Annotated in this window: 16 protein-coding genes; 10 read left to right on the forward strand and 6 right to left on the reverse strand. The window is 70.2% G+C overall.

Annotation, left to right across the window (positions count from 1 at the left end):
- Positions 1 to 19 precede the first annotated feature (19 nt).
- Together OG251_RS19255 and OG251_RS19260 are read right to left on the reverse strand one after the other, a co-directional pair.
- Complete coding sequence (locus tag OG251_RS19255) at positions 20 to 1330, reverse strand: MFS transporter (protein WP_326678359.1); 1311 nt, start codon at positions 1328 to 1330, stop codon at positions 20 to 22.
- Positions 1327 to 2010: a GntR family transcriptional regulator gene (locus OG251_RS19260; protein ID WP_326678360.1), complete on the reverse strand. Its 684-nt coding sequence runs from the start codon at positions 2008 to 2010 to the stop codon at positions 1327 to 1329. Before OG251_RS19260 ends, OG251_RS19255 begins: the two co-directional genes overlap by 4 nt.
- 218 nt (positions 2011 to 2228) lie before the next feature.
- On the opposite strand from OG251_RS19260, the gene OG251_RS19265 reads away from it, so the two are divergent.
- The gene (locus OG251_RS19265; protein WP_326678361.1) at positions 2229 to 3128 is read left to right on the forward strand and encodes a D-alanyl-D-alanine carboxypeptidase family protein; all 900 of its coding nucleotides are present in this window, start codon (positions 2229 to 2231) and stop codon (positions 3126 to 3128) included.
- Between the two features lie 235 nt (positions 3129 to 3363).
- Here OG251_RS19265 and OG251_RS19270 read toward each other — a convergent pair whose 3' ends face one another.
- From OG251_RS19270 to pdhA, 3 genes are read right to left on the reverse strand one after another with little or no spacing between them, the layout of a single operon-like run.
- Complete coding sequence (locus OG251_RS19270) at positions 3364 to 4794, reverse strand: dihydrolipoamide acetyltransferase family protein (RefSeq protein WP_326678362.1); 1431 nt, start codon at positions 4792 to 4794, stop codon at positions 3364 to 3366.
- An 11-nt stretch (positions 4795 to 4805) separates the two neighbouring features.
- Positions 4806 to 5786, reverse strand: a complete 981-nt coding sequence (locus tag OG251_RS19275) for an alpha-ketoacid dehydrogenase subunit beta (protein WP_073727877.1) — start codon at positions 5784 to 5786, stop codon at positions 4806 to 4808.
- Positions 5787 to 5788: 2 nt separating this feature from the next.
- A complete protein-coding gene (gene pdhA, locus OG251_RS19280) occupies positions 5789 to 6946 on the reverse strand; it encodes a pyruvate dehydrogenase (acetyl-transferring) E1 component subunit alpha (RefSeq protein WP_326678363.1) in 1158 nt (385 codons plus the stop codon).
- A 378-nt stretch (positions 6947 to 7324) separates the two neighbouring features.
- Between pdhA and OG251_RS19285 the strand changes: the two genes are divergently transcribed.
- From OG251_RS19285 to OG251_RS19295, 3 genes are all read left to right on the forward strand, one after another.
- The gene (locus tag OG251_RS19285; protein WP_073727873.1) at positions 7325 to 7984 is read left to right on the forward strand and encodes a response regulator; all 660 of its coding nucleotides are present in this window, start codon (positions 7325 to 7327) and stop codon (positions 7982 to 7984) included.
- 216 nt (positions 7985 to 8200) lie between these two features.
- Positions 8201 to 8629, forward strand: a complete 429-nt coding sequence (locus tag OG251_RS19290; RefSeq protein ID WP_326678364.1) for a pyridoxamine 5'-phosphate oxidase family protein — start codon at positions 8201 to 8203, stop codon at positions 8627 to 8629.
- A 63-nt stretch (positions 8630 to 8692) separates the two neighbouring features.
- Positions 8693 to 9736 carry a phosphotransferase enzyme family protein gene (locus tag OG251_RS19295; protein WP_326681319.1) on the forward strand — a complete coding sequence of 348 codons (1044 nt, stop codon included), beginning with the start codon at positions 8693 to 8695 and terminating at the stop codon, positions 9734 to 9736.
- A 112-nt stretch (positions 9737 to 9848) separates the two neighbouring features.
- On the opposite strand, the gene OG251_RS19300 is transcribed toward OG251_RS19295, so the two are convergent.
- Complete coding sequence (locus OG251_RS19300; protein ID WP_326678365.1) at positions 9849 to 11426, reverse strand: protein kinase domain-containing protein; 1578 nt, start codon at positions 11424 to 11426, stop codon at positions 9849 to 9851.
- Positions 11427 to 11720: 294 nt separating this feature from the next.
- On the opposite strand from OG251_RS19300, the gene OG251_RS19305 reads away from it, so the two are divergent.
- From OG251_RS19305 to OG251_RS19330, 6 genes are all read left to right on the forward strand, one after another.
- On the forward strand, positions 11721 to 13349 hold the full coding sequence (locus tag OG251_RS19305; protein WP_326678366.1) for a protein kinase domain-containing protein: 1629 nt from the start codon (positions 11721 to 11723) through the stop codon (positions 13347 to 13349).
- A gap of 339 nt (positions 13350 to 13688) precedes the next feature.
- Positions 13689 to 14408, forward strand: coding sequence for a hypothetical protein (locus tag OG251_RS19310; protein WP_326678367.1), 720 nt, complete (start codon positions 13689 to 13691; stop codon positions 14406 to 14408).
- 71 nt (positions 14409 to 14479) lie between these two features.
- Positions 14480 to 15103, forward strand: a complete 624-nt coding sequence (locus tag OG251_RS19315) for a PadR family transcriptional regulator (protein ID WP_326678368.1) — start codon at positions 14480 to 14482, stop codon at positions 15101 to 15103.
- A 310-nt stretch (positions 15104 to 15413) separates the two neighbouring features.
- Entirely contained in the window at positions 15414 to 16178 is a 765-nt protein-coding gene (locus tag OG251_RS19320) for an ABC transporter ATP-binding protein (RefSeq protein ID WP_326678369.1), read from the forward strand.
- Positions 16175 to 19021, forward strand: coding sequence for an FtsX-like permease family protein (locus OG251_RS19325; RefSeq protein ID WP_326678370.1), 2847 nt, complete (start codon positions 16175 to 16177; stop codon positions 19019 to 19021). Before OG251_RS19320 ends, OG251_RS19325 begins: the two co-directional genes overlap by 4 nt.
- Before the next feature lie 196 nt (positions 19022 to 19217).
- A complete protein-coding gene (locus OG251_RS19330) occupies positions 19218 to 19766 on the forward strand; it encodes a bacterial proteasome activator family protein (RefSeq protein WP_073727855.1) in 549 nt (182 codons plus the stop codon).
- The last annotated feature ends 32 nt before the right edge of the window (positions 19767 to 19798 follow it).

Raw genomic sequence — 19798 nt, forward strand, 5'->3', positions numbered from 1 at the left:
AGACGGGCGCGCCGCCGTACTACACGGGTACGTGCACCGCTTCGACGCGGCTGACCACGTGGTGGTCGCGTTCCCTGAGCGTGGCCCTGGCGTGCAGCCGCAGGATCTGCACGACCCCGAGCGCTTCCAGGACGAAGACCGAGGCGAACGCGATGCGGTAGTTGTCGCCGGTCGCGTCCAGCAGCACGCCGACCGCGAACAGCGTGGTCATCGAGGCGACGAAACCGCCCATGTTCACGATTCCCGACGCGGTGCCCTGACGCTCCGGCGGATTGGCCGGCCGGGCGAAGTCGAAGCCGATCATCGAAGCGGGCCCGCAGGCACCCAGCACCGTGCACAGGACGATCAGCAGCCACATCGGCGCATGGTCGCCCGGGTGGAGGATCGTGGCGGCCCAGAGCAGAGCCGTCACCCCCACCGTGCCCAGGGCGAGCGGGGCGCGCGCCGCATGGTGCCGGGCGATGATCTGCCCGTAGACGAGCCCGACCGCCATGTTGGAGAGCACCACCAGGGTGAGCAGTTCACCGGCGGTCCCCCGGCTCAGCCCCTGCGCCTCCACGAGGAACGGCATCCCCCACAGCAGCAGGAACACCATGGCGGGGAACTGCGTGGTGAAGTGCACCCACATACCGAGCCGGGTACCGGGCTCCCGCCACGCGGCGGCGATCTGCCGGCGTACGTACGCGGCGCCCGCGTGTTCGGCGGGCGGCGGCTCGTGGCCCTCGGGGTGGTCCTTGAGGAACAGCAGCAGCAACACCAGCACCACCACACCCGCGAGCGCGCTCCCCGCGAAGGTCGTGGTCCAGCCGAGGCCGTGCAGCGCGCGGGCGATGAAGAGCGTCGAGACGAGGTTGCCCGCCATCCCGAAGAGCGCCGCGACCTGGCCGATCAACGGCCCGCGCCGGGCCGGGAACCAGCGGCTGCCGAGCCTCAGCACGCTGATGAAGGTCATCGCGTCACCGCAGCCGAGCAGCGCCCGGGAGGCGAGCGCCATGCCGTAGGAGGGCGAGAGCGCGAAACCCAGCTGCCCCACGGTGAACAGGACGGCCCCGATGGTGAGGACCTTCTTGGTGCCGAGCCGGTCGACCATCAGGCCGACGGGTATCTGCATGCCCGCGTAGACGAGCAGCTGGAGGATGGAGAACGTCGACAGCGCCGAGGCGTTGACGTCGAACCGGTCGGCGGCGTCGAGCCCGGCGACCCCCAGGCTCGTACGGAAGATGATGGCGACGAAGTAGACGGCGACCCCGATGCCCCAGATCCGGGCGGCACGCCGGCCACCGGGCGGATCACCGGGCAGGGACAGCGTGGGGGCGGCGGCGGAGCTCACCGGTCCTCACCCCTGACCAGCACCTTGACCCTGCTGACATGACGCCGTACGACCTGCGCGGCACCCTCCGCGTCACCCGCCCTGATGGCGTCCAGGAGCTCACCGTGCTCGGTGATGTTGGCGGCGATCCTGCCGGGGTGGGCCTCCATCACGGCGACCCCCATCCGCAGCTGACGGTCGCGCAGCTGGTCGTAGAGGCGCGAGAGGATCTCGTTCCCGGCGTTCCGCACGATCTCGGCGTGGAAGCAGCGGTCCTTGACCGACACGGCGGCCAGGTCCCCGTCCTCCGCCAGCTGCCGCTGCTCATCGAGGAGTTGTTCGAGCCGGGCGACGAACTGCGCCGAAGCGGGTACGGCCTTGCGCGCGGCGAACTCCTCGACGAGCAGCCGGGTCTCCACCACGTCCGCGATCTCCTGCGCGGAGACGGCGAGCACCAGAGCGCCCTTCTTCGGATAGAGCTTGATCAGCCCTTCCACCTCCAGCCGCAGCAGCGCCTCGCGCACGGGCGTCCGGGAGACCCCCACGGCCTCCGCGAGATCACCTTCGGTGAGGAGCGTCCCACCCTCGTAGCGGCGGCCGAGGACGGCCTCCTTGATATGGGTGTAGACGCGTTCGGCGGCGGGCGGCCGCTTGAGAGAGGTCTTGGGCGGCTGTACGGGGGCGGGGGGCGCGGCAGGCATGGACACAGCATAGATACAACATGCACGCATGAGGGATCCGGTCCGGATTCTGGACGTCCCCGGGCGCGTCGGCCGGCTCTCCCCGGACTTGAGGAAAACGTGACCGAGCAGGCACAGATTCACCCCCTCGGGGACACATCCATTGCCCCGTCCCAGGAGTCTCACCACCGAGCGGCACCCTTATGTGGCCGCAATTCAGGGGCATTTGGAGCGTTCAGTTGAAAATCGGGATCAAGCGCATCAATCGCGCATCCGCCACCGCCACCGTGGCCCTCACCGCGGGTGCCGTGCTCGCGGGCAGCGCCTTCGCCACCCAGGCGCAGGCAGCAGCACCGCCGACGCCGAAGATCGTCGCCAAGGGCGGCTTCGTGATGAACAACGGCAGCGGCAAGACCCTCTTCACCAAGTCCGCGGACACCCGCCGCTCCACCGGCTCGACCACCAAGATCATGACGGCGCTCGTGGTGCTGTCGCAGAAGAACGTGAACCTGAAATCCAAGGTCACGATCCAGAAGGCGTACAGCGACTACATCGTCTCCAAGAACGCCTCGTCCGCCCGGCTGATCGTCGGCGACAAGGTCACGGTGGGCCAGTTGCTCTACGGCCTGATGCTCCCGTCCGGCTGCGACGCCGCCTACGCGCTGGCCGACAAGTTCGGCTCCGGCAAGACCCGTGCGGCCCGCGTGAAGTCCTTCATCGGCAAGATGAACTCCACGGCGAAGAGCCTCAAGCTCAAGAACACCCACTTCGACTCGTTCGACGGCATAGGGGGTACGAAGAACTACTCGACCCCCCGCGACCTGACGAAGATCGCCAGTAAGGCGATGAAGAACTCCACGTTCCGCTCCATCGTCAAGACGAAGTCGACGAAGCAGAAGGTGACCACGAAGAGCGGCGGCTACCGCAACATGTCGTGGAGCAACACCAACAAGATGCTCAGCAGCTACAGCGGCGCGATCGGCGTGAAGACCGGCTCCGGCCCGACGGCCAAGTACTGCCTGGTCTTCGCCGCGACCCGTAAGGGCAAGACCGTCATCGGCACGGTGCTCACCTCGTCCTCCGAGGCGAACCGCACCGCGGACGCGAAGAAGCTCATGGACTACGGCTTCAAGAAGTAGTCCGTCCGTCGCTTCGAAGCGTGCGCTTCCAGGAGGCGCCCGTCTCCTGGAAGTCCTGCGGGGGCGCGGCCACCATCACGGTGGCCGCGCCCCCGTTCGCGTACGACGGAGACAGCCCGCGGTGACCGCCAATTCGGCCGGGGAACGCCGCACTTCGTCCTGTTTCACGTGAAACAGGCCGGTGGGCCCGCGCGTTCAGCCGCGCGGGCCCACCGGTTCCGGAGTGTCCGGGCCGTCAGGCCCAGGTGATCAGCCGCTTCGGCTGTTCCAGGATCGCGGCGACATCCGCCAGCACCTTGGAGCCCAGCTCGCCGTCGACCAGACGGTGGTCGAAGGAGAGCGCCAGGGTGGTGACCTGGCGCGGCTTCACCTTGCCCTTGTGGACCCACGGCTGGGGCTTGATGGAGCCGACCGCGAGGATCGCGGACTCGCCGGGGTTGAGGATCGGCGTGCCCGTGTCGACGCCGAAGACACCGACGTTGGTGATCGTCACCGTGCCGCCCGCCATGGCCGCGGGCGATGTCCTGCCCTCCCGGGCCGTGGTGACCAGCTCGCCCAGCGCCGCGGCGAGCTGGGGCAGGGTCTTGTCGTGCGCGTCCTTGATGTTCGGCACGATCAGACCGCGCGGCGTGGCGGCCGCGATGCCCAGGTTCACGTAGTGCTTCTGAACGATCTCCTGGTTGGCCTCGTCCCAGGCGGCGTTGACGTCCGGGTTCCGCTTGATCGCGACCAGGAGCGCCTTGGCGATGATCAGGAGCGGGTTGACCCGGACTCCCGCCATGTCCTTGTCTTCCTTGAGCTCGGCCACGAGCTTCATCGTGCGCGTGACGTCGACCGTGACGAACTCGGTGACGTGCGGCGCCGTGAAGGCGCTGCCGACCATCGCCTGGGCGATGGCCTTGCGGACACCCTTGACCGGGATACGGGTCTCCCGGGCGGTCACCGGAGCCTGCGCGGCCGGTGCCTCGGGCTCGGTGCCCGCGGTGGGCTCCGCGGCGACGGACACGGCCGCGGGGGCCGGGGCGGGCGCGGCCGCCGCGTGGACGTCCTCGCGGGTGATGATGCCGTCCTTGCCGGTCGGGCTGACCGACGCCAGGTCGATGCCCAGGTCCTTGGCGAGCTTACGGACCGGCGGCTTGGCGAGCGGACGGCTCTCCGGCACGACGGTCACGGCGGCGTGGCCGTTGTGGCCGTTGAACTCGGCCTGCACGGCGGCGGCCGCGGGCTCCGGCGTCGCGGCACCCTTGCGCGGGCGGCGCTTGGTGGAGGACTCGGCCACGCCGTAGCCGACCAGGACCGGCTGACGGCCCTTCGGCGCCTCCGCCTCCGGTTCGGCGGCCGTCGGGGCCTGCGCGGGGGCCGGGACCGCGGCGGCGTCCGGAGCGGCGTCACCGCTGCCCGGCGCCACGTCCACCGTGATGATCACCTGGCCGACATCGACGGTCGTGCCCTCGGGGAAGCGCAGTTCGTGCACCACTCCGTCGAACGGGATCGGCAGCTCCACGGCCGCCTTGGCCGTCTCGACCTCGCACACGACCTGCCCGTCGGTGACCGTGTCACCGGGCTGGACGTACCACTTGAGGATTTCCGCCTCGGTCAGTCCCTCGCCCACATCGGGCATCTTGAACTCACGGAAACGAGCAGACGTTTCGGTCATCGTCGTCACGAACCCTCTCCTCAGTACGCCAGCGAGCGGTCGACGGCGTCGAGCACCCGGTCGAGCCCCGGCAGGTACTCGTCCTCGAGGCGGGCCGGCGGGTAGGGGACGTGATAGCCGCCGACCCGCAGCACCGGTGCTTCCAGATGGTAGAAGCAGCGCTCCGTGATCCGGGCGGCGATCTCGGCCCCGGAGCCGTAGAACACGGGCGCCTCATGGACCACGACGAGCCGGCCGGTCTTCTCGACCGACGTCTGGATGGTGTCGAAGTCGATCGGGGACATCGACCGAAGGTCCAGGACCTCGACCGACTTGCCCTCCTCCTGGGCGGCCGCGGCCGCTTCCAGGCAGACCTTCACCATCGGGCCGTAGGCGACGAGGGTGAGATCCGAGCCCGTACGGGCCACGGACGCCTTGTGCAGCGGACCCGGGATGGACTCCGTGTCGACCTCGCCCTTGTCCCAGTAACGGCGCTTCGGCTCGAAGAAGATGATCGGGTCGTCGCTCTGAACGGCCTGCTGCATCATCCAGTAGGCATCGCTCGCGTTGGACGGCGAGACCACCTTCAGGCCCGCGACGTGCGCGAAGAGGGCCTCGGGCGACTCGCTGTGGTGCTCGACGGCGCCGATGCCGCCGCCGTACGGAATCCGGACGACGACCGGCATCTTGATCTTGCCGAGCGCGCGGGCGTGCATCTTCGCGAGCTGCGTGACGATCTGGTCGTACGCGGGGAAGACGAAGCCGTCGAACTGGATCTCGACGATGGGACGGTAGCCGCGCAGGGCCAGTCCGATCGCCGTACCGACGATGCCGGACTCGGCGAGCGGGGTGTCGATCACCCGGCCCTCGCCGAAGTCCTTCTGCAGTCCGTCGGTGATGCGGAAGACGCCGCCGAGCTTGCCGACGTCCTCGCCCATGATGAGGACCTTGGGGTCCGTGTCGAGGGCGAGGCGCAGCGACTCGTTGAGCGCCTTCGCGATGGACATCTTTTCCACGGCCATGGCTAGTTGCCCTCCTCGGCAGAGTCTGCGAACGATGCCTGGTAGGCGGCGAACTGGGCGCGCTCCTCGTCGACGAGAGAGCTTCCGTCCGCGTAGCCGTGCTCGAAGATCGCCATCGGGTCCGGGTCGGGCATGGCCCGTACCGCTTCGCGCACCCGCTTGCCGAGGGTCTCGCTCTCCTCGTCCAGCGCGGTGAAGAACGCGCTGTCCGCGAGCTTCTGCTTCTCCAGGTACGTGCGCAGCCGCAGGATCGGGTCCTTGGCCTCCCAGGCCGCCCGCTCCTCGTCGGCCCGGTACTTCGTCGGGTCGTCGGAGGTGGTGTGGGCACCCATCCGGTACGTGAACGCCTCGACGAGGGTCGGCCCCTCGCCCCGGCGGGCCCGCTCCAGTGCCGACCTGGTGACCGCCAGACAGGCGAGCACGTCGTTGCCGTCGACCCGGACGCCGGGGAAGCCGTATCCCTGGGCGCGCTGGTAGAGCGGAACGCGGGTCTGCCGCTCGGTCGGCTCGGAGATGGCCCACTGGTTGTTCTGGCAGAAGAACACCACGGGGGCGTTGTAGACCGCGGAGAACGTGAACGACTCGGCGACATCGCCCTGGCTGGAGGCGCCGTCACCGAAGTACGCGATCACGGCCGAGTCCGCGCCGTCCTTGGCGACGCCCATGGCGTAGCCCGTGGCGTGCAGGGTCTGCGAGCCGATGACGATCGTGTACAGGTGGAAGTTGTTGGTGTTCGGGTCCCAGCCGCCGTGGTTCACGCCGCGGAACATCCCGAGCAGATTGGTCGGGTCGACCCCACGGCACCAGGCGACGCCGTGCTCGCGATAGGTCGGGAAGACGTAGTCGTCGTCGCGCAGCGCCCGGCCGGAGCCGATCTGCGCGGCCTCCTGGCCCAGCAGCGAGGCCCACAGGCCCAGCTCGCCCTGGCGCTGAAGGGCTGTCGCCTCCGCGTCGAAGCGGCGGGTCAGAACCATGTCCCGGTACAGACCACGCAGCTCGTCCGCGGTCAGATCGATCTGGTAGTCCGGGTGCTCGACGCGCTCGCCCTCGGGCGTCAGCAGCTGTACGAGCTGGGGCTCGGAACTCTGTGGCGTCTTCGCGGCGCTGGTCCGCTTGCTGCTGCGTCGCGGTTTGCGCGCGGCAGTGCTCTCCACGGTCACGTGCGTGCTCCTCCGTCGGTCCGGCCCCCGGGGTCTGCCGGGAACCAGTGCGGCTCGCCTGTTTCCGGACCCGTGCACGGGGTGGGTGCAGCTCGGCCGGGATCAGGCGTGACAGGTGCCCCGGCGAGCGCCCTGTCATAGGCACGTTACCCAGTGCTTCGCATAACTGCGAAACCCTATCTGACCTGCGATTTTGCTTGGATTTCCAAGTAAATCGAAAAAATCGCGAAGTCTTGCTGGTCACAGCACTGGTAACAGCCTTGCAGGCCGCCGGAACAACGGCACGTTATCCCGGAGAAAGGCGCCAGGGAAGGGCGGCGAGGAGCCGAACCGGAGCTGACAGGAGCGGAGCCGAAGCGAGTGTGTGAGACTGCGTTCGTGCGGAACGATGGAAAAATCACTGTATTTCTGCTCGACGACCATGAGGTCGTCCGACGCGGAGTCCATGAGCTTCTCTCCGTCGAGGAAGACATCGAGGTCGTCGGTGAAGCCGGCACGGCGGCGGACGCGCTGGTGCGTATCCCGGCGACGCGTCCCGATGTGGCGGTGCTCGACGTGCGGCTGCCGGACGGCAGCGGGGTGGAGGTGTGCCGGGAGGTCCGCTCCCGGGACGAGAACATCAAATGCCTGATGCTGACGTCGTACGCCGATGACGAGGCCCTCTTCGACGCCATCATGGCGGGCGCGTCCGGCTACGTCCTGAAGGCGATCCGCGGGAACGAGCTGCTGAACGCGGTACGGGACGTGGCGGCCGGGAAGTCCCTGCTGGACCCCGCGGCGACCGCCCGAGTGCTGGAACGGCTCCGCGAGGGCAAGAACGGCAAGAGCAACGACAAGCTCGACAACCTCACCGAGCAGGAACGCAAGATCCTGGACCTGATCGGCGAGGGCCTGACCAACCGGGTCATCGGCGAGCGTCTCCACCTCGCCGAGAAGACGATCAAGAATTACGTCTCCAGTCTGCTGTCCAAGCTGGGCATGGAGCGCCGGTCGCAGGCCGCCGCCTATGTGGCCCGCAGGCAGGCCGAGCGGCGATGAGCGGCACCAGGACGCGCTGAGACGCACCGAGCCGTTGAGGAAGTCACGAGGAGCCGCGGACAGCGGCAGGAAACTCGCGGGAAGTCGCGGGGAAAGTCGCGGACAGCCGCGGGAAGTGTCGTCGGGCGACTCCGGGTGATCTTGGGACTTTGGTCCCGAAGCACCCGGGGCCGCCGACTCTTACCGGGGTCCTACCGGTATCGGACAGTGGTTCCTATGTCCTCTGAGGAACTCCACGCGATCGAGCTGCTGGGCCGCGTCCCCTACGGCCGGCTGGCGACGAGCATGCGGGCCCTCCCCTTCCTGGCGGTGGCCCGCCACATCGTGGTCGGCGACCGCATCCTCCTACGGATGCACAGCGGCTTCGGCTACCACGAGGCGTGCAACGGAAGCGTCGTCGCCTACGGTGCGGACAACTTCAACGCCTCGGCCTCCGAGAGCGGCGAAAACCTCTGGTCGGTGCAGTTCACCGGTCCCGCCGAGATCGTGCACCCCGGCCCCGAACAGCGGGAAATGTTCGGCGCCGGACCCGTCATGGTCAACGGTGAGCCCTTCGAGCCGGCCTTTCTCCGGCTGGCCCCCCACTTCGTCACAGAGCACACTCTGGACTTCGACGCAAGTCAGGCGATCCGCAACGCAGCGTGATCTACCATTTGGTAAGTGCCGCGCTCATATGCAACCCACCCGCCTGTTCCTCCGGTCGGCGAGGTGCTGCGCCGCTACCCGGACGCCGGTGAACCGCTCGCCTGCGAACCGCTCAACAAGGGCCTCCTGAACCACGGTTACCGCGTATCCACCACCCGCGGCTCCTATTTCCTCAAGCACCACCTCGACAAGAAGCATCTGGACGACGCCACCGGCGAACGCGCGACGATCGTGCGACAGCACCGCGCGACCCAGCGCCTCCAGTCGCTCGGCGTGCCCGTCGTCCCACCGCTCACGGACACAGAGGGTGACACGGTCACGGTCATCGACGACCGCTGCTACGCCCTGCACCCGTGGGTGGACGGCATGCACCGGGTCGGCGCCCAGCTGACCCGCGCCGAGTCACAGCGGCTCGGGACGCTCCTCGGAGCCGTACACACCGGTCTGGAACAGGTCATGGCACCCGGCAGCAGCGATACGGACGGCTGTACGGGCGCCGGGCAGCCGACCCGGCCCGGATACGGGAGCCCCGATCCCGCCGACACGTTCGCGCTGATCGACGATCTGCTGGCGGCGGCCCGCGGACAGCATCCCCGGAACACCGCCAGGGACGCCTTCGACGAACTCGCCGTACACCGGCTGGTGGAGCGGCGCACCTTGCTGGAACGGCACGCCCACCGCCGCCCGCCCACCCCGGAGGGGCCCGCCACGGGGTGGGTCCACGGTGACTTCCATCCCCTCAACCTGCTCTACCGGGGGGCGGACCCGGTCGCGATCGTCGACTGGGACCGGCTGGGGGTCCAGCCGCGCGCCGAGGAAGCGGTCCGCGCCGCGGCGATCTTCTTCGTCCAGCCGGCCGGAGAGCTGGAGCTGGACAAGGTACGGGCGTACGCCCGCGCGTACCGGCACGCGGCCGGGGCGGGGGCGGCGGAACTGGCCGCAGCCGTGCACCGGGTGTGGTGGGAGCGGCTCAACGACTTCTGGATACTGCGCTGGCGCTACCGCCTGCACGACCGCAGGGCCGACCCGCAGTTCCCTGCGGTGTCGGCCCTGGCGGTGTGGTGGACGCGCGAGTACGAGGCGGTGTGCGAGGCCTTCACGGGGTGAGGGCCGGGCGAAGCCGCGGACGGTCCGGCGTTACGGAGTGGGCCGGCGCTCCGGGGTGGTCCCGGTGATCCGGCGTTACGGAGTGGTCCCGGTGCTCCGGGGTGATCCGGCGCTACGGGGTGGTCTGGCCCACCGATGTGCCGAGGGTGGTCCCCGTTCCGCCGTCCTCCGAGCCTCCGTCGTCCCCGTTGCCGCCCGGGGATCCCGGATCGGTGGTCGGGTTGGTCGGCTCGTCGGTCGGCTCGCCCGTACTGCCGTCGTTCGTGTTGCCGTCGGAGTTGCCGCCCGAGTCCGGCGGGCTCGGGGTGCCGGACGGGGTGAACGACGGCTTGCTCGGAGTATGGGACGGGGTCCACGGCTGCTCGCTGGGCTGCGTCTGATTGCCCGAGGAGTTGTCCGGCTCCTCGGAGGGCTCGGTCTCCTCGTCGGTCGGATCCGGCGAGGAATCCTTCTCGGACTGCGAGACGGAGGGCGGGGGGTCGACCGGATTCTTCTTCTTGCCGTTGTCGTTCGCCGCCTGGACGGCGAACGCGACGCCCGCGCCGATCGCGATCAGCGCGAGCACGACGAACAGCCACATCTTGCCGCGACCGCCACCGGACCGGTGCCCGCCGTCGTACGCACCGTCGTCCGGGTTCATCGGCGGCAGGATCGGCCCCTGCGAGGTCTCCCCGTGCATCGGGTGACCCATCGCCGTCGTCCCGCCCGTCATGCCCATGGCGGGGGTGTGGCCGGCCTCGTGCATCGCGACCGGGCCGGTGTTCCACGTACCGGTGTGGCCGCCCTGCACCTGGAGCATCTGCAGGCTGTACTGGACCAGGCCGCGCATCTCCTCGGCGCTCTGGAACCGGTCGTCCGGGTCCTTCGCGAGCGAGCGCATCACCATCCCGTCCAGCTCCGGAGGCACCACGTCCGACACCTCGGAGGGCGGCACCGGAATGTCCTGGACGTGCTGGTACACCACGGAGAGCGGGGTCTCACCGGTGAACGGGGGCCGCAGTGCGAGAAGTTCGTAGAGCAGGCAGCCGGTGGCGTACAGGTCGGAGCGGTGGTCGACCGCCTTGCCGAGCGCCTGTTCGGGGGAGAGGTACTGGGGTGTTCCCATGACCATGCCGGTCTGGGTCATCGTCGACTGCGCGCCGTGCAGCGCGCGGGCGATGCCGAAGTCCATCACCTTCACCGCGCCGGAGTCCGTGATGATCACGTTGGCGGGCTTGATGTCGCGGTGCACGATGCCGTGCTGATGCGAGTACGCGAGGGCTTCCAGCACCCCCGAGACGATGATCAGCGCCTGCTCCGGCGGCGGGGCCTCGGCGTTGAGGAGCAGATCACGGATGGTGCGGCCCTCGACCAGCTCCATCACGATGTACGGGACGGTCTGGCCGCCCACGACGTCCTCGCCGGAGTCGTACACAGCGACGATCGCATGGTGGTTGAGGCCCGCGACCGACTGCGCCTCGCGCGTGAAACGGGCCTTGGAGACCGGGTCCTCAGCGAGGTCGGAACGGAGCAGCTTCACCGCGACCGTACGTCCCAGACGGACGTCCTCCGCGGCATAGACCTCGGCCATGCCGCCCCGGCCGAGCCGGTGAGTCATCCGGTAACGTCCGTCGCCGACGACACCGCCGATCCCCCAGGAGTCGGTGCCATCCGAAACTCCGCCGCCGTTTGCTTCGGAATCGGGTGCCATCAGTCCTCGCCGTCGTATCTGTCCGCGCGTCCGCGGGTTCTCACGGTGCCTAGCTGCATTGCCACGTCACGCTACAGCCTCTGTCGGACACACCTGTTCCGAGAGGGACGGGTCATCCAACCGGCTGGCGTGCCGCACAAGCAAATTCCATGCGGATCCTGTAACGCTTCCGAGACGCTTCCTGTGCTTAGGGTCACGGAACGGGCACCTGGCTTGACGTGTCGTACCCCTCGGGCAGACTTGGCCCGTACTAGGGATCATCGCGTCAGTCGCGCGCCGAGGGGGAAGCAAGTCATGAGCCAGGACGGCGCACACGGCGCACAGGGTCGCTATGCGGGCGGTGCCGTCGCGGGCGGCCGGTACCAGCTTCGCGACCTGCTCGGCGAAGGCGGGATGGCCTCCGTATATCTGGCCTACGACGCGGCACTCGACCGCCAGGTCGCGATCAAGACCCTGCACACGGAGCTGGGGCGCGAGCAGTCCTTCCGCGAGCGGTTCCGGCGCGAGGCACAGGCCGTCGCCAAGCTCCAGCACACCAACATCGTGTCGGTCTTCGACACCGGCGAGGACGAGCTCGGCGGCGCGCTGATGCCGTACATCGTCATGGAGTACGTCGAGGGGCAGCCGCTCGGCTCCGTGCTCCAGGCGGACATCCGCGGTTACGGCGCGATGCCCGCCGACAAGGCGCTCAAGGTGACGGCCGATGTGCTGGCCGCGCTGGAGACCAGCCACGAGATGGGTCTGGTCCACCGGGACATCAAGCCCGGCAACGTGATGATCACCAAGCGCGGCGTCGTGAAGGTCATGGACTTCGGCATCGCCCGCGCCATGCAGTCGGGCGTCACGTCGATGACGCAGACCGGCATGGTCGTCGGCACGCCGCAGTACCTCTCCCCCGAGCAGGCCCTCGGCCGCGGGGTGGACGCCCGGTCCGATCTGTACTCGGTCGGCATCATGCTCTTCCAACTCCTCACCGGCCGGATCCCGTTCGACGCGGATTCGCCACTCGCCATCGCGTACGCGCATGTGCAGGAGGAGCCCGTCGCTCCGTCCAGCATCAACCGTGCGATCACCCCGGCCATGGACGCACTCGTCGCCCGCGCGCTGAAGAAGAACCCGAACGAGCGCTTCCCCAGCGCCGCCGCGATGCGGGACGAGATCGCGCGCGTGCTGAACGCCTCGGGCGGCATGACGGGCGCTCCGGTGATCGTCAGCGGTGGGGCTCCCACCAACAGCGGCTCCGGCGTCGGATCGGCGGTCTTCCCGCCCGTCGACCAGTCGTCCATGTCGCCGCAGAGCATCCAGATGCCGTACCAGCCACAGCCGCAGCCCCACCAACCGGGCCCGTACCAGCCGACGTCCGCCCCGACGCCCGCGCCGGGCTACGGCTACCCGCAGGCGGCCCCGGCGTACCAGGCCACGGGCCCGCTGGCCCACCGGACCCCGCCGCCGTACATGGCTTCCCCGCGGAACACCGGCGGTGGCGGAGCGGGCGGCGGCTCCAAGCGGAACATGCCGGTCATCGTCGGCTCGATCGTCGTCGCACTGCTCGCGGTCGGCGGCCTGATCACGGCGCTGTCCCTCCAGAACAAAGACGAATCCGACAAGGGCGGCGACTCGACGGTGGCGGGCGAGCACAAGCCGCCGGAGCGCAACCGGACGATGAAGACCGAGGCCTGCACGGAGGCGATGGAGGACTCGAACGACCCGCAGAAGGTCATGGCGCCGAACTTCATCTACAAGGACATCAACTCGGCGAAGGCCTGTGCCCTGGCGGCGGGTTGGACGATCAAGGAGATCAAGGAGCCGGGCAACGCCTACGCCGAGGACCAGGTCGTCAACCAGTTCCCCGCCTCCGGTACGGCGGTCGCGGAGCGGGGCGCCCACTTCGAACTGCGGATCTCCACCGGCGACCCGGCCTAGTCAGCACCCCGGCCCGGAGCGCTCCGGGCCCCTCGGCGCGCGACGCATGGTGCCGCCGTTGTAGGTGGTGCGCGGCGTTGCTCATGGTGCGCGGCGTTGCTCATGGTGCGCGGCGTTGCTCATGGTGCGCGGCGTTGCTCATGGTGCGCGGCGTTGCTCATGGTGGGCTGTGACACGTGTGATGCCCACCGTTGCACGTGATGCGAGCCAGTACGTGTGACGCGAGCCGATGCGCTTGATGCATACCGATGCGCGTGGCGCATTCCGGGCCGTCGCGCCTACGGGTGGCGCCTTGTCATCCGGGATGCCGGATATATCGGCACGTGTGACGCTGATCCCATGGCTCCAGGACTCCTCCCCGCGCGGTCGTCGAAGTGCGTGGCCTGTCTGGTGATGGTGGCGGGGGCGGCGCTGGGGACGGTGGGCGGGGAGGCGTACGCGGGAGGGCAGGCCGGCAGTCCGGTCGGCGCCGTCTCACCCCGCCCCTCGACGGACGCTCCCGACGCTCCTTCCGCGCCCCCGCCCCCGCCCCCGCCGGCCGCCGCCGGGCCGTCCGCGCTTCCCTCCGCTCCGCCCTCCGCCCTTCCGTCGGGCCCGGCGACGCTTCGCCCCGCGAGCAGCGGCGCGCTCGCGTCCTCGGAGGCGGCTACCCCCTCGGGCGCCTCGGACGATGCCCCCTCGAAGCCGCCCGGCGGGCCGTCGGCAAGCGCCTCCGCCCCTGCCGCCCCGTCCCCGGCCGCTTCCGCTTCCGCTTCGGAGCCACCGCTGGCCGGCCAGGTGGCCGGTGAGGGGCGGGCACGTCCCGGGCGGTCGCTTTCACCGCTGGAGCTCGCACGGGCCGAGGCCCCCCTCGACGAGGACGTACCGGAGCCCGACGCCGCTGACGTGCCCGTCCACACCCCGCCGCCCAGCGCGTTCCCCGAGTACCGGCAGGCGTCCGCGCAGGCGCTGGACGCGCGCGCCGTACGACAGGTGCAGCAGATCTCGCTCGGTGCCGGGATCGCACTGGTCGGGCTGGGGCTGGGCTTCCTCGCGTTCCGTATGCGTCGCGGGCACTGAGCCGGTCCGGGCCTCCACCCGCTGTCCTGAGGGACTTGCCACGAGCAACATACTCGGTATACATACTCAGTATGTCGATCCGTCACGGGCTACTCGCCCTCCTGGAGCGCGGGCCGCGGTACGGCTCCCAGCTCCGCACCGAATTCGAGTCGCGCACCGGCTCCACCTGGCCGCTGAACATCGGCCAGGTCTATACGACGCTCAGCCGCCTGGAGCGCGACGGCATGGTCGCGCAGGACGGCGCGGACGACGCGGGCCACGACCTGTACGCGATCACCGATGACGGCCGTGCCGAACTGCGCAACTGGTTCGAGACGCCCGTGGACCGCGCCAACCCGCCCCGCGACGAACTGGCGATCAAGCTGGCGATGGCGGTGGGCGCCCCGGGCGTCGACATCCGCGACGTCATCCAGGCCCAGCGCCACCACACCCTGAAGGCCATGCAGGACTACACCCGGCTGAAGGCCCAGGCTCTCGCCGATGTCCCGGCCAACCGTGACGAGGTCGCCTGGCTCCTGGTGGTGGAACAGCTGATCTTCCAGGCCGAGGCCGAGGCCCGGTGGCTGGATCACTGCGAGGCCCGGCTCGTCCGCCTCGCCGAGGCCGCCGCCACCGAGCCGACGGCCGGCCCCGGTCCGGCCGCCACCCGCGGTCCCGCCCGCCTCCTCGCCGCCCGCCCGCGCGCCCGGCGCTGACCCGGCGCCCGGCGCCCGGCGCCCAACCGGCACCGGCCGCCCTGCCCAGCTGCGCACGAGGAGCGTTCGAGGGGTGCGTTTCGAGGGGTGTTTCGAAGGACGTTTCGAAGGGCGTTTCGAGCGGCCTACGAGGGGCTGCACGTGGCCGGGCCCGCCCCTGCGACCGCCCCGCCGCCGTTCCCGCAGCTCCACAGCCGTACGCGGGCGGCTCGCTGCCCTGTCCGCGCCTCGCCGCCCTCCACGTATCCCCGCCCCTCCCGGCCATACCTGCTCCGACCTGCTCCGACCGTTCCCAGGGGGAACCACCACCATGTTCTCGCCCGTACCCGCCCCGCCTGCCGGCCCGCCCTTCGGCGAGGCCGTTCTCGAACTGCGGTCACTGACCCGTACCCATGGATCCGGCATCGCCGAAGTACACGCCCTGCGGGGCGTCGACCTCTCCGTGCGCACGGGCGAACTGGTCGCCGTGATGGGTCCTTCCGGTTCCGGCAAGTCCACGCTGCTGACCCTGGCCGGGGGGCTCGACACGGCCACCAGCGGCCAGGTCGTCATCGAGGGCCAGGACATCGCCGCCCTCGGCCGCAAGGGCATGGCCGCCCTGCGCCGCCGCAGCGTCGGATACGTCTTCCAGGACTACAACCTGATCCCCGCCCTGACCGCCGCCGAGAACATCGCCCTGCCCCGCGAACTCGACGGCGTCTCCGTCCGCAAGGCCCGCAGGGAAGCCCTCGCGGCCCTGGCCGAGATGAACCTGGCCGAGATCGCCGACCGCTTCCCGGACGAGATGTCCGGCGGCCAGCAGCAACGCGTCGCCATCGCCCGCGCGCTCGTGGGGGACCGGCGCCTGGTGCTCGCCGACGAGCCGACCGGAGCGCTCGACTCCGAGACCGGTGAGGCCGTTCTCGCCCTGTTGCGCAACCGCTGCGACCAGGGCGCGGCCGGAGTGATGGTGACCCATGAGCCGCGGTACGCCGCCTGGGCCGACCGGGTCGTGTTCCTGCGGGACGGTTCGATCATCGACCAGACACTGGCCACCGGGGCCGACTCCCTGCTCGCCGCCGAGGCCGCCGAGTGAACGTCTTCCCGGGGTGGCGCGCCACCTTCCGCATAGCCCGCCGCGACGCGATGCGTGCCAAGGGCCGCAGCGCCCTGGTGGTCGCGATGATCGCCCTGCCGGTCCTCGGGGTGACGGCGGCCGATGTGACGCACCGCAGCTCCGCCATGACCGAGGCCAAGGAGCTGACGGCCAAGATGGGCGCGGCGGACGCCCAGTTCACCGATGCGGGCCTGGGCCGGGCACCGATCCAGCAGATGCCCGACCTGAGTGGCTGGGGCACCCCCGACGACGCGCAGGTGCCGGAGGAGAAGCGGAAGCCGGTCGACGTGCCGGCCACGTTCCCGAAGGGCTCACGGTTCCTGACCGAACAGTCCGTGCCCGCCTCCGTCACGACCGGCCACGGCATCACGAACACCGAGATCACCGAGCTGCGCACCGCGGACCGGCTGGTCCGCAGCAGGATCACCCTGCTCGACGGCGCGTTCCCGCACGGCGCGGGTGAGATCGCCGCCACCGAAGCGTTCATGAAGTCGTCCGGACTCCACGTCGGCTCCCGTATCACCGTGCGCGGCCCCGAGCTGACGTACACCCTCACCGGCACCGTGGAGCTGCCCCAGGATCTGGAGAAGAAGTCCCTCTACGCCGGTCCCGGCACGGTCATCGCCCCTTGGAAGGCCGCCGCCGACCATGACGGCAAGATCCTCCCGCCCAACCCGGGCAGGACGAAATGGCTGGTCCAGGGCCCGGCCGGTGCCGGAGTGACCTGGCCCGACGTGCTCGCCGCCAATGAGAAGGGCGCACTGGTGCTGTCCCGCCAGGCCGTCCTCGACCCGCCGCCGGACTCCGAGATCCCGATGGCCGCCCGGATGAGCCGGGGCGGCACCGGCAGTGAGCCCCGGAGCGCGGCCCTGCTCACCGTGGTGGCCATGGCGGTCCTGGAGATCGTGCTGCTGGCGGGACCGGCGTTCGCCGTCGGCGCGCGCCGCTCACGCAGGCAGCTCGGCCTCGTCGGTTCGTGCGGCGGCAGCCGGAGCCAGGTCCGGGCGGTGGTGCTCGCCGGTGGTGTGGTGCTCGGCGGCATCGGCGCCGTCCTCGGTGTGGTGCTCGGACTCGGCCTGACCGCGCTGTGCCGTCCGATGATCGAGAACTACGCCGGGCACCGCTTCGGCAGCCTGGTCATTCACCCCGGGGAACTGCTGGCGATCGCCGTACTCGGCCTGGTCACCGGCGTGCTCGCGGCGCTCGCACCGGCCGTCGTGGCGGGCCGCCAGTCCGTACTGGAGTCGCTCACCGGCCGCCGCGGCACCCGCCGCGGCTCCCGTGTGATGCCCGCCCTCGGGTGCATCGCGATGGTGGCCGGTGCCGCCGTCGCCGTCTACGGGGGGATCAACGGTGACACGACCATGGTCGCCGGTGGCTCGGTCGTCGCGGAACTGGGCGTGCTCGCCTGTATCCCGGTCATCGTCGGCGTCCTCGGCCGGCTCGGCCGCAGGCTGCCGCTCACCCCACGCATCGCGCTCCGCGACGCGGCCCGCAACCGGGGACGTACAGCGCCGGCCGTCGCCGCGGTGATGGCCGCCGTGGCCGGCACCATCGCCGTCGCCACGTACACCGCCAGCTCCGTGGCCGAACAGGACTACGACTACACACCGGCCCTCACCGCGGGCACCGCCGCCCTCCTCTCGGAGGGCTCCACGCCCGAACGGCTCCCCGGCGCGCGGGCGGCCGTCGAGCGGAACATGCCCGTCAGCGGTGGGCGCTCCGACATCGGACGCGTCTGGGCGGGCAGCGACTGCTACACCTTCTACGAGGAGGAGAACGGCTGCGGCTCCCTCGATCTGGTCAAGCCCACCGGCAAGGGGCACAGCTGCCCGCTGAAGGGCCGGGGTGCCGAGGAACTCGCCGCACGGCTCTCCGCCGATGAGCACAAGCGGCTGACGAACTCCGCCGCCTGCATGGACGAGTACATGAGCATGACGTCCTTCGGCACCGACACCAACAAGATCGTCATCGGTGACGCCTCGCTGCTCACCTCCTACGTGAAACTCGACGACCCCGCGGCGGCCGAAGCACTGAAGGCGGGCACTCCCGTCCTGCTGAACCCGGCCTACGCGAAGAACGGCGAGGTCACCCTCAAGGCCGTCCACACGTACAACGACCGCGACAAGAAGAACCGTGAGCTGCACCCCGGCAAGGCCCGCACCACCACGGACCGGCTGAAGGTCTACGTCGCGCCCGCGAAGTACGCCGCGACGCCCGGTATCCGTCTGCTCATGCCGCAGAAGGCCTCGGACCGGTTGGGCCTGCACACGCAGGACCACGGAAGCCTGTACACGCTCTCGCACCCCCCGACCGAGGCCGAGCAGCAGGCGACCTCGGCGGCGATCGATCAGGGCGGCGGCGGCGCCTACATCACGTCGGACAACGGTCCGTCCGGCGGGGAGGACACCATCCTGATGATCCTCGCCCTGTTCGCGGGCGTGGTGACCGTGGGCGCGGCCGCCATCACCACCGGTCTGGCCAAGGCCGACGCGGAGGCCGACCTGACCACGCTCAGCGCGGTGGGCGCGCCGCCGGGCGTGCGACGCTCCCTCTCCGGATTCCAGTGCCTGGTCGTCGCGCTCACCGGGGTGCTGCTCGGTACGGTGGCGGGCGTCGTGCCCGCGGTCGCCCTGCGGCTCATCGATCTGCGCGAGGCGATGCGGGCGATGCGTGAGCAGCCGATGGACTCCGCCTACACGCCGATCGTGCTGCCCTGGGAGACGATCGGGCTGCTGGCCGTGGTGGTGCCGGTGCTGGCCGGACTGCTGGCCGCCGGCCTCACCCGCTCACGCCTGACGCTGACCCGGCGGGCGGGGTGAGCGCACCCCGCTGACCGGGGCCGCGAGCCGACCGGGCCCGCGAGCGCCGGTCAGGACCGCGAAGAGGGGCGAACGCACCCCCTCGGCCCTGGTCCGGCACGGCCGAACGGCTGCTTCCGGTGCCCCCGGGACGGTGGATCATCCGTTCCCGGGGGCACCACAGTCGTGTACGGCATGGGTGCGAGAGAATGGGCGCATGGAGATGCCGAGGAATGACCGGTCGCAGGAGCACCCCCAGGTCCTCGTAGTGGGACAGGACGGAATGGCTATCGGCGGCGGTACCAGTGACGACGAGTCGCGCGAGGTCCCGGTGACGGAAATGGTCGAACAGCCCGCAAAGGTCATGCGCATCGGCAGCATGATCAAGCAACTCCTGGAGGAGGTCAGAGCGGCTCCCCTCGACGAGGCGAGCCGGGTCAGGCTCAAGGAGATCCACGCCAGTTCCGTGAAGGAGCTGGAGGACGGGCTGGCCCCGGAGCTGGTGGAGGAGCTGGAGCGGCTCTCGCTGCCGTTCACCGAGGAATCCATCCCCTCGGAAGCGGAACTGAGGATCGCGCAGGCCCAGCTGGTGGGCTGGCTGGAGGGCCTCTTCCACGGCATCCAGACCGCTCTGTTCGCCCAGCAGATGGCGGCCCGCGCCCAACTGGAACAGATGCGTCGCGCCCTGCCGCCGGGCACGGGCCACGAGGACGAGGACGGCGGCGGTGACCCGCACGGAGCGATCCGCTCCGGCCCCTACCTGTAACCCGCAAACAGCACTGGACGGACCGAACGGGC

This window comes from Streptomyces sp. NBC_01237, from assembly GCF_035917275.1.
Taxonomy (GTDB): Bacteria; Actinomycetota; Actinomycetes; order Streptomycetales; family Streptomycetaceae; genus Streptomyces.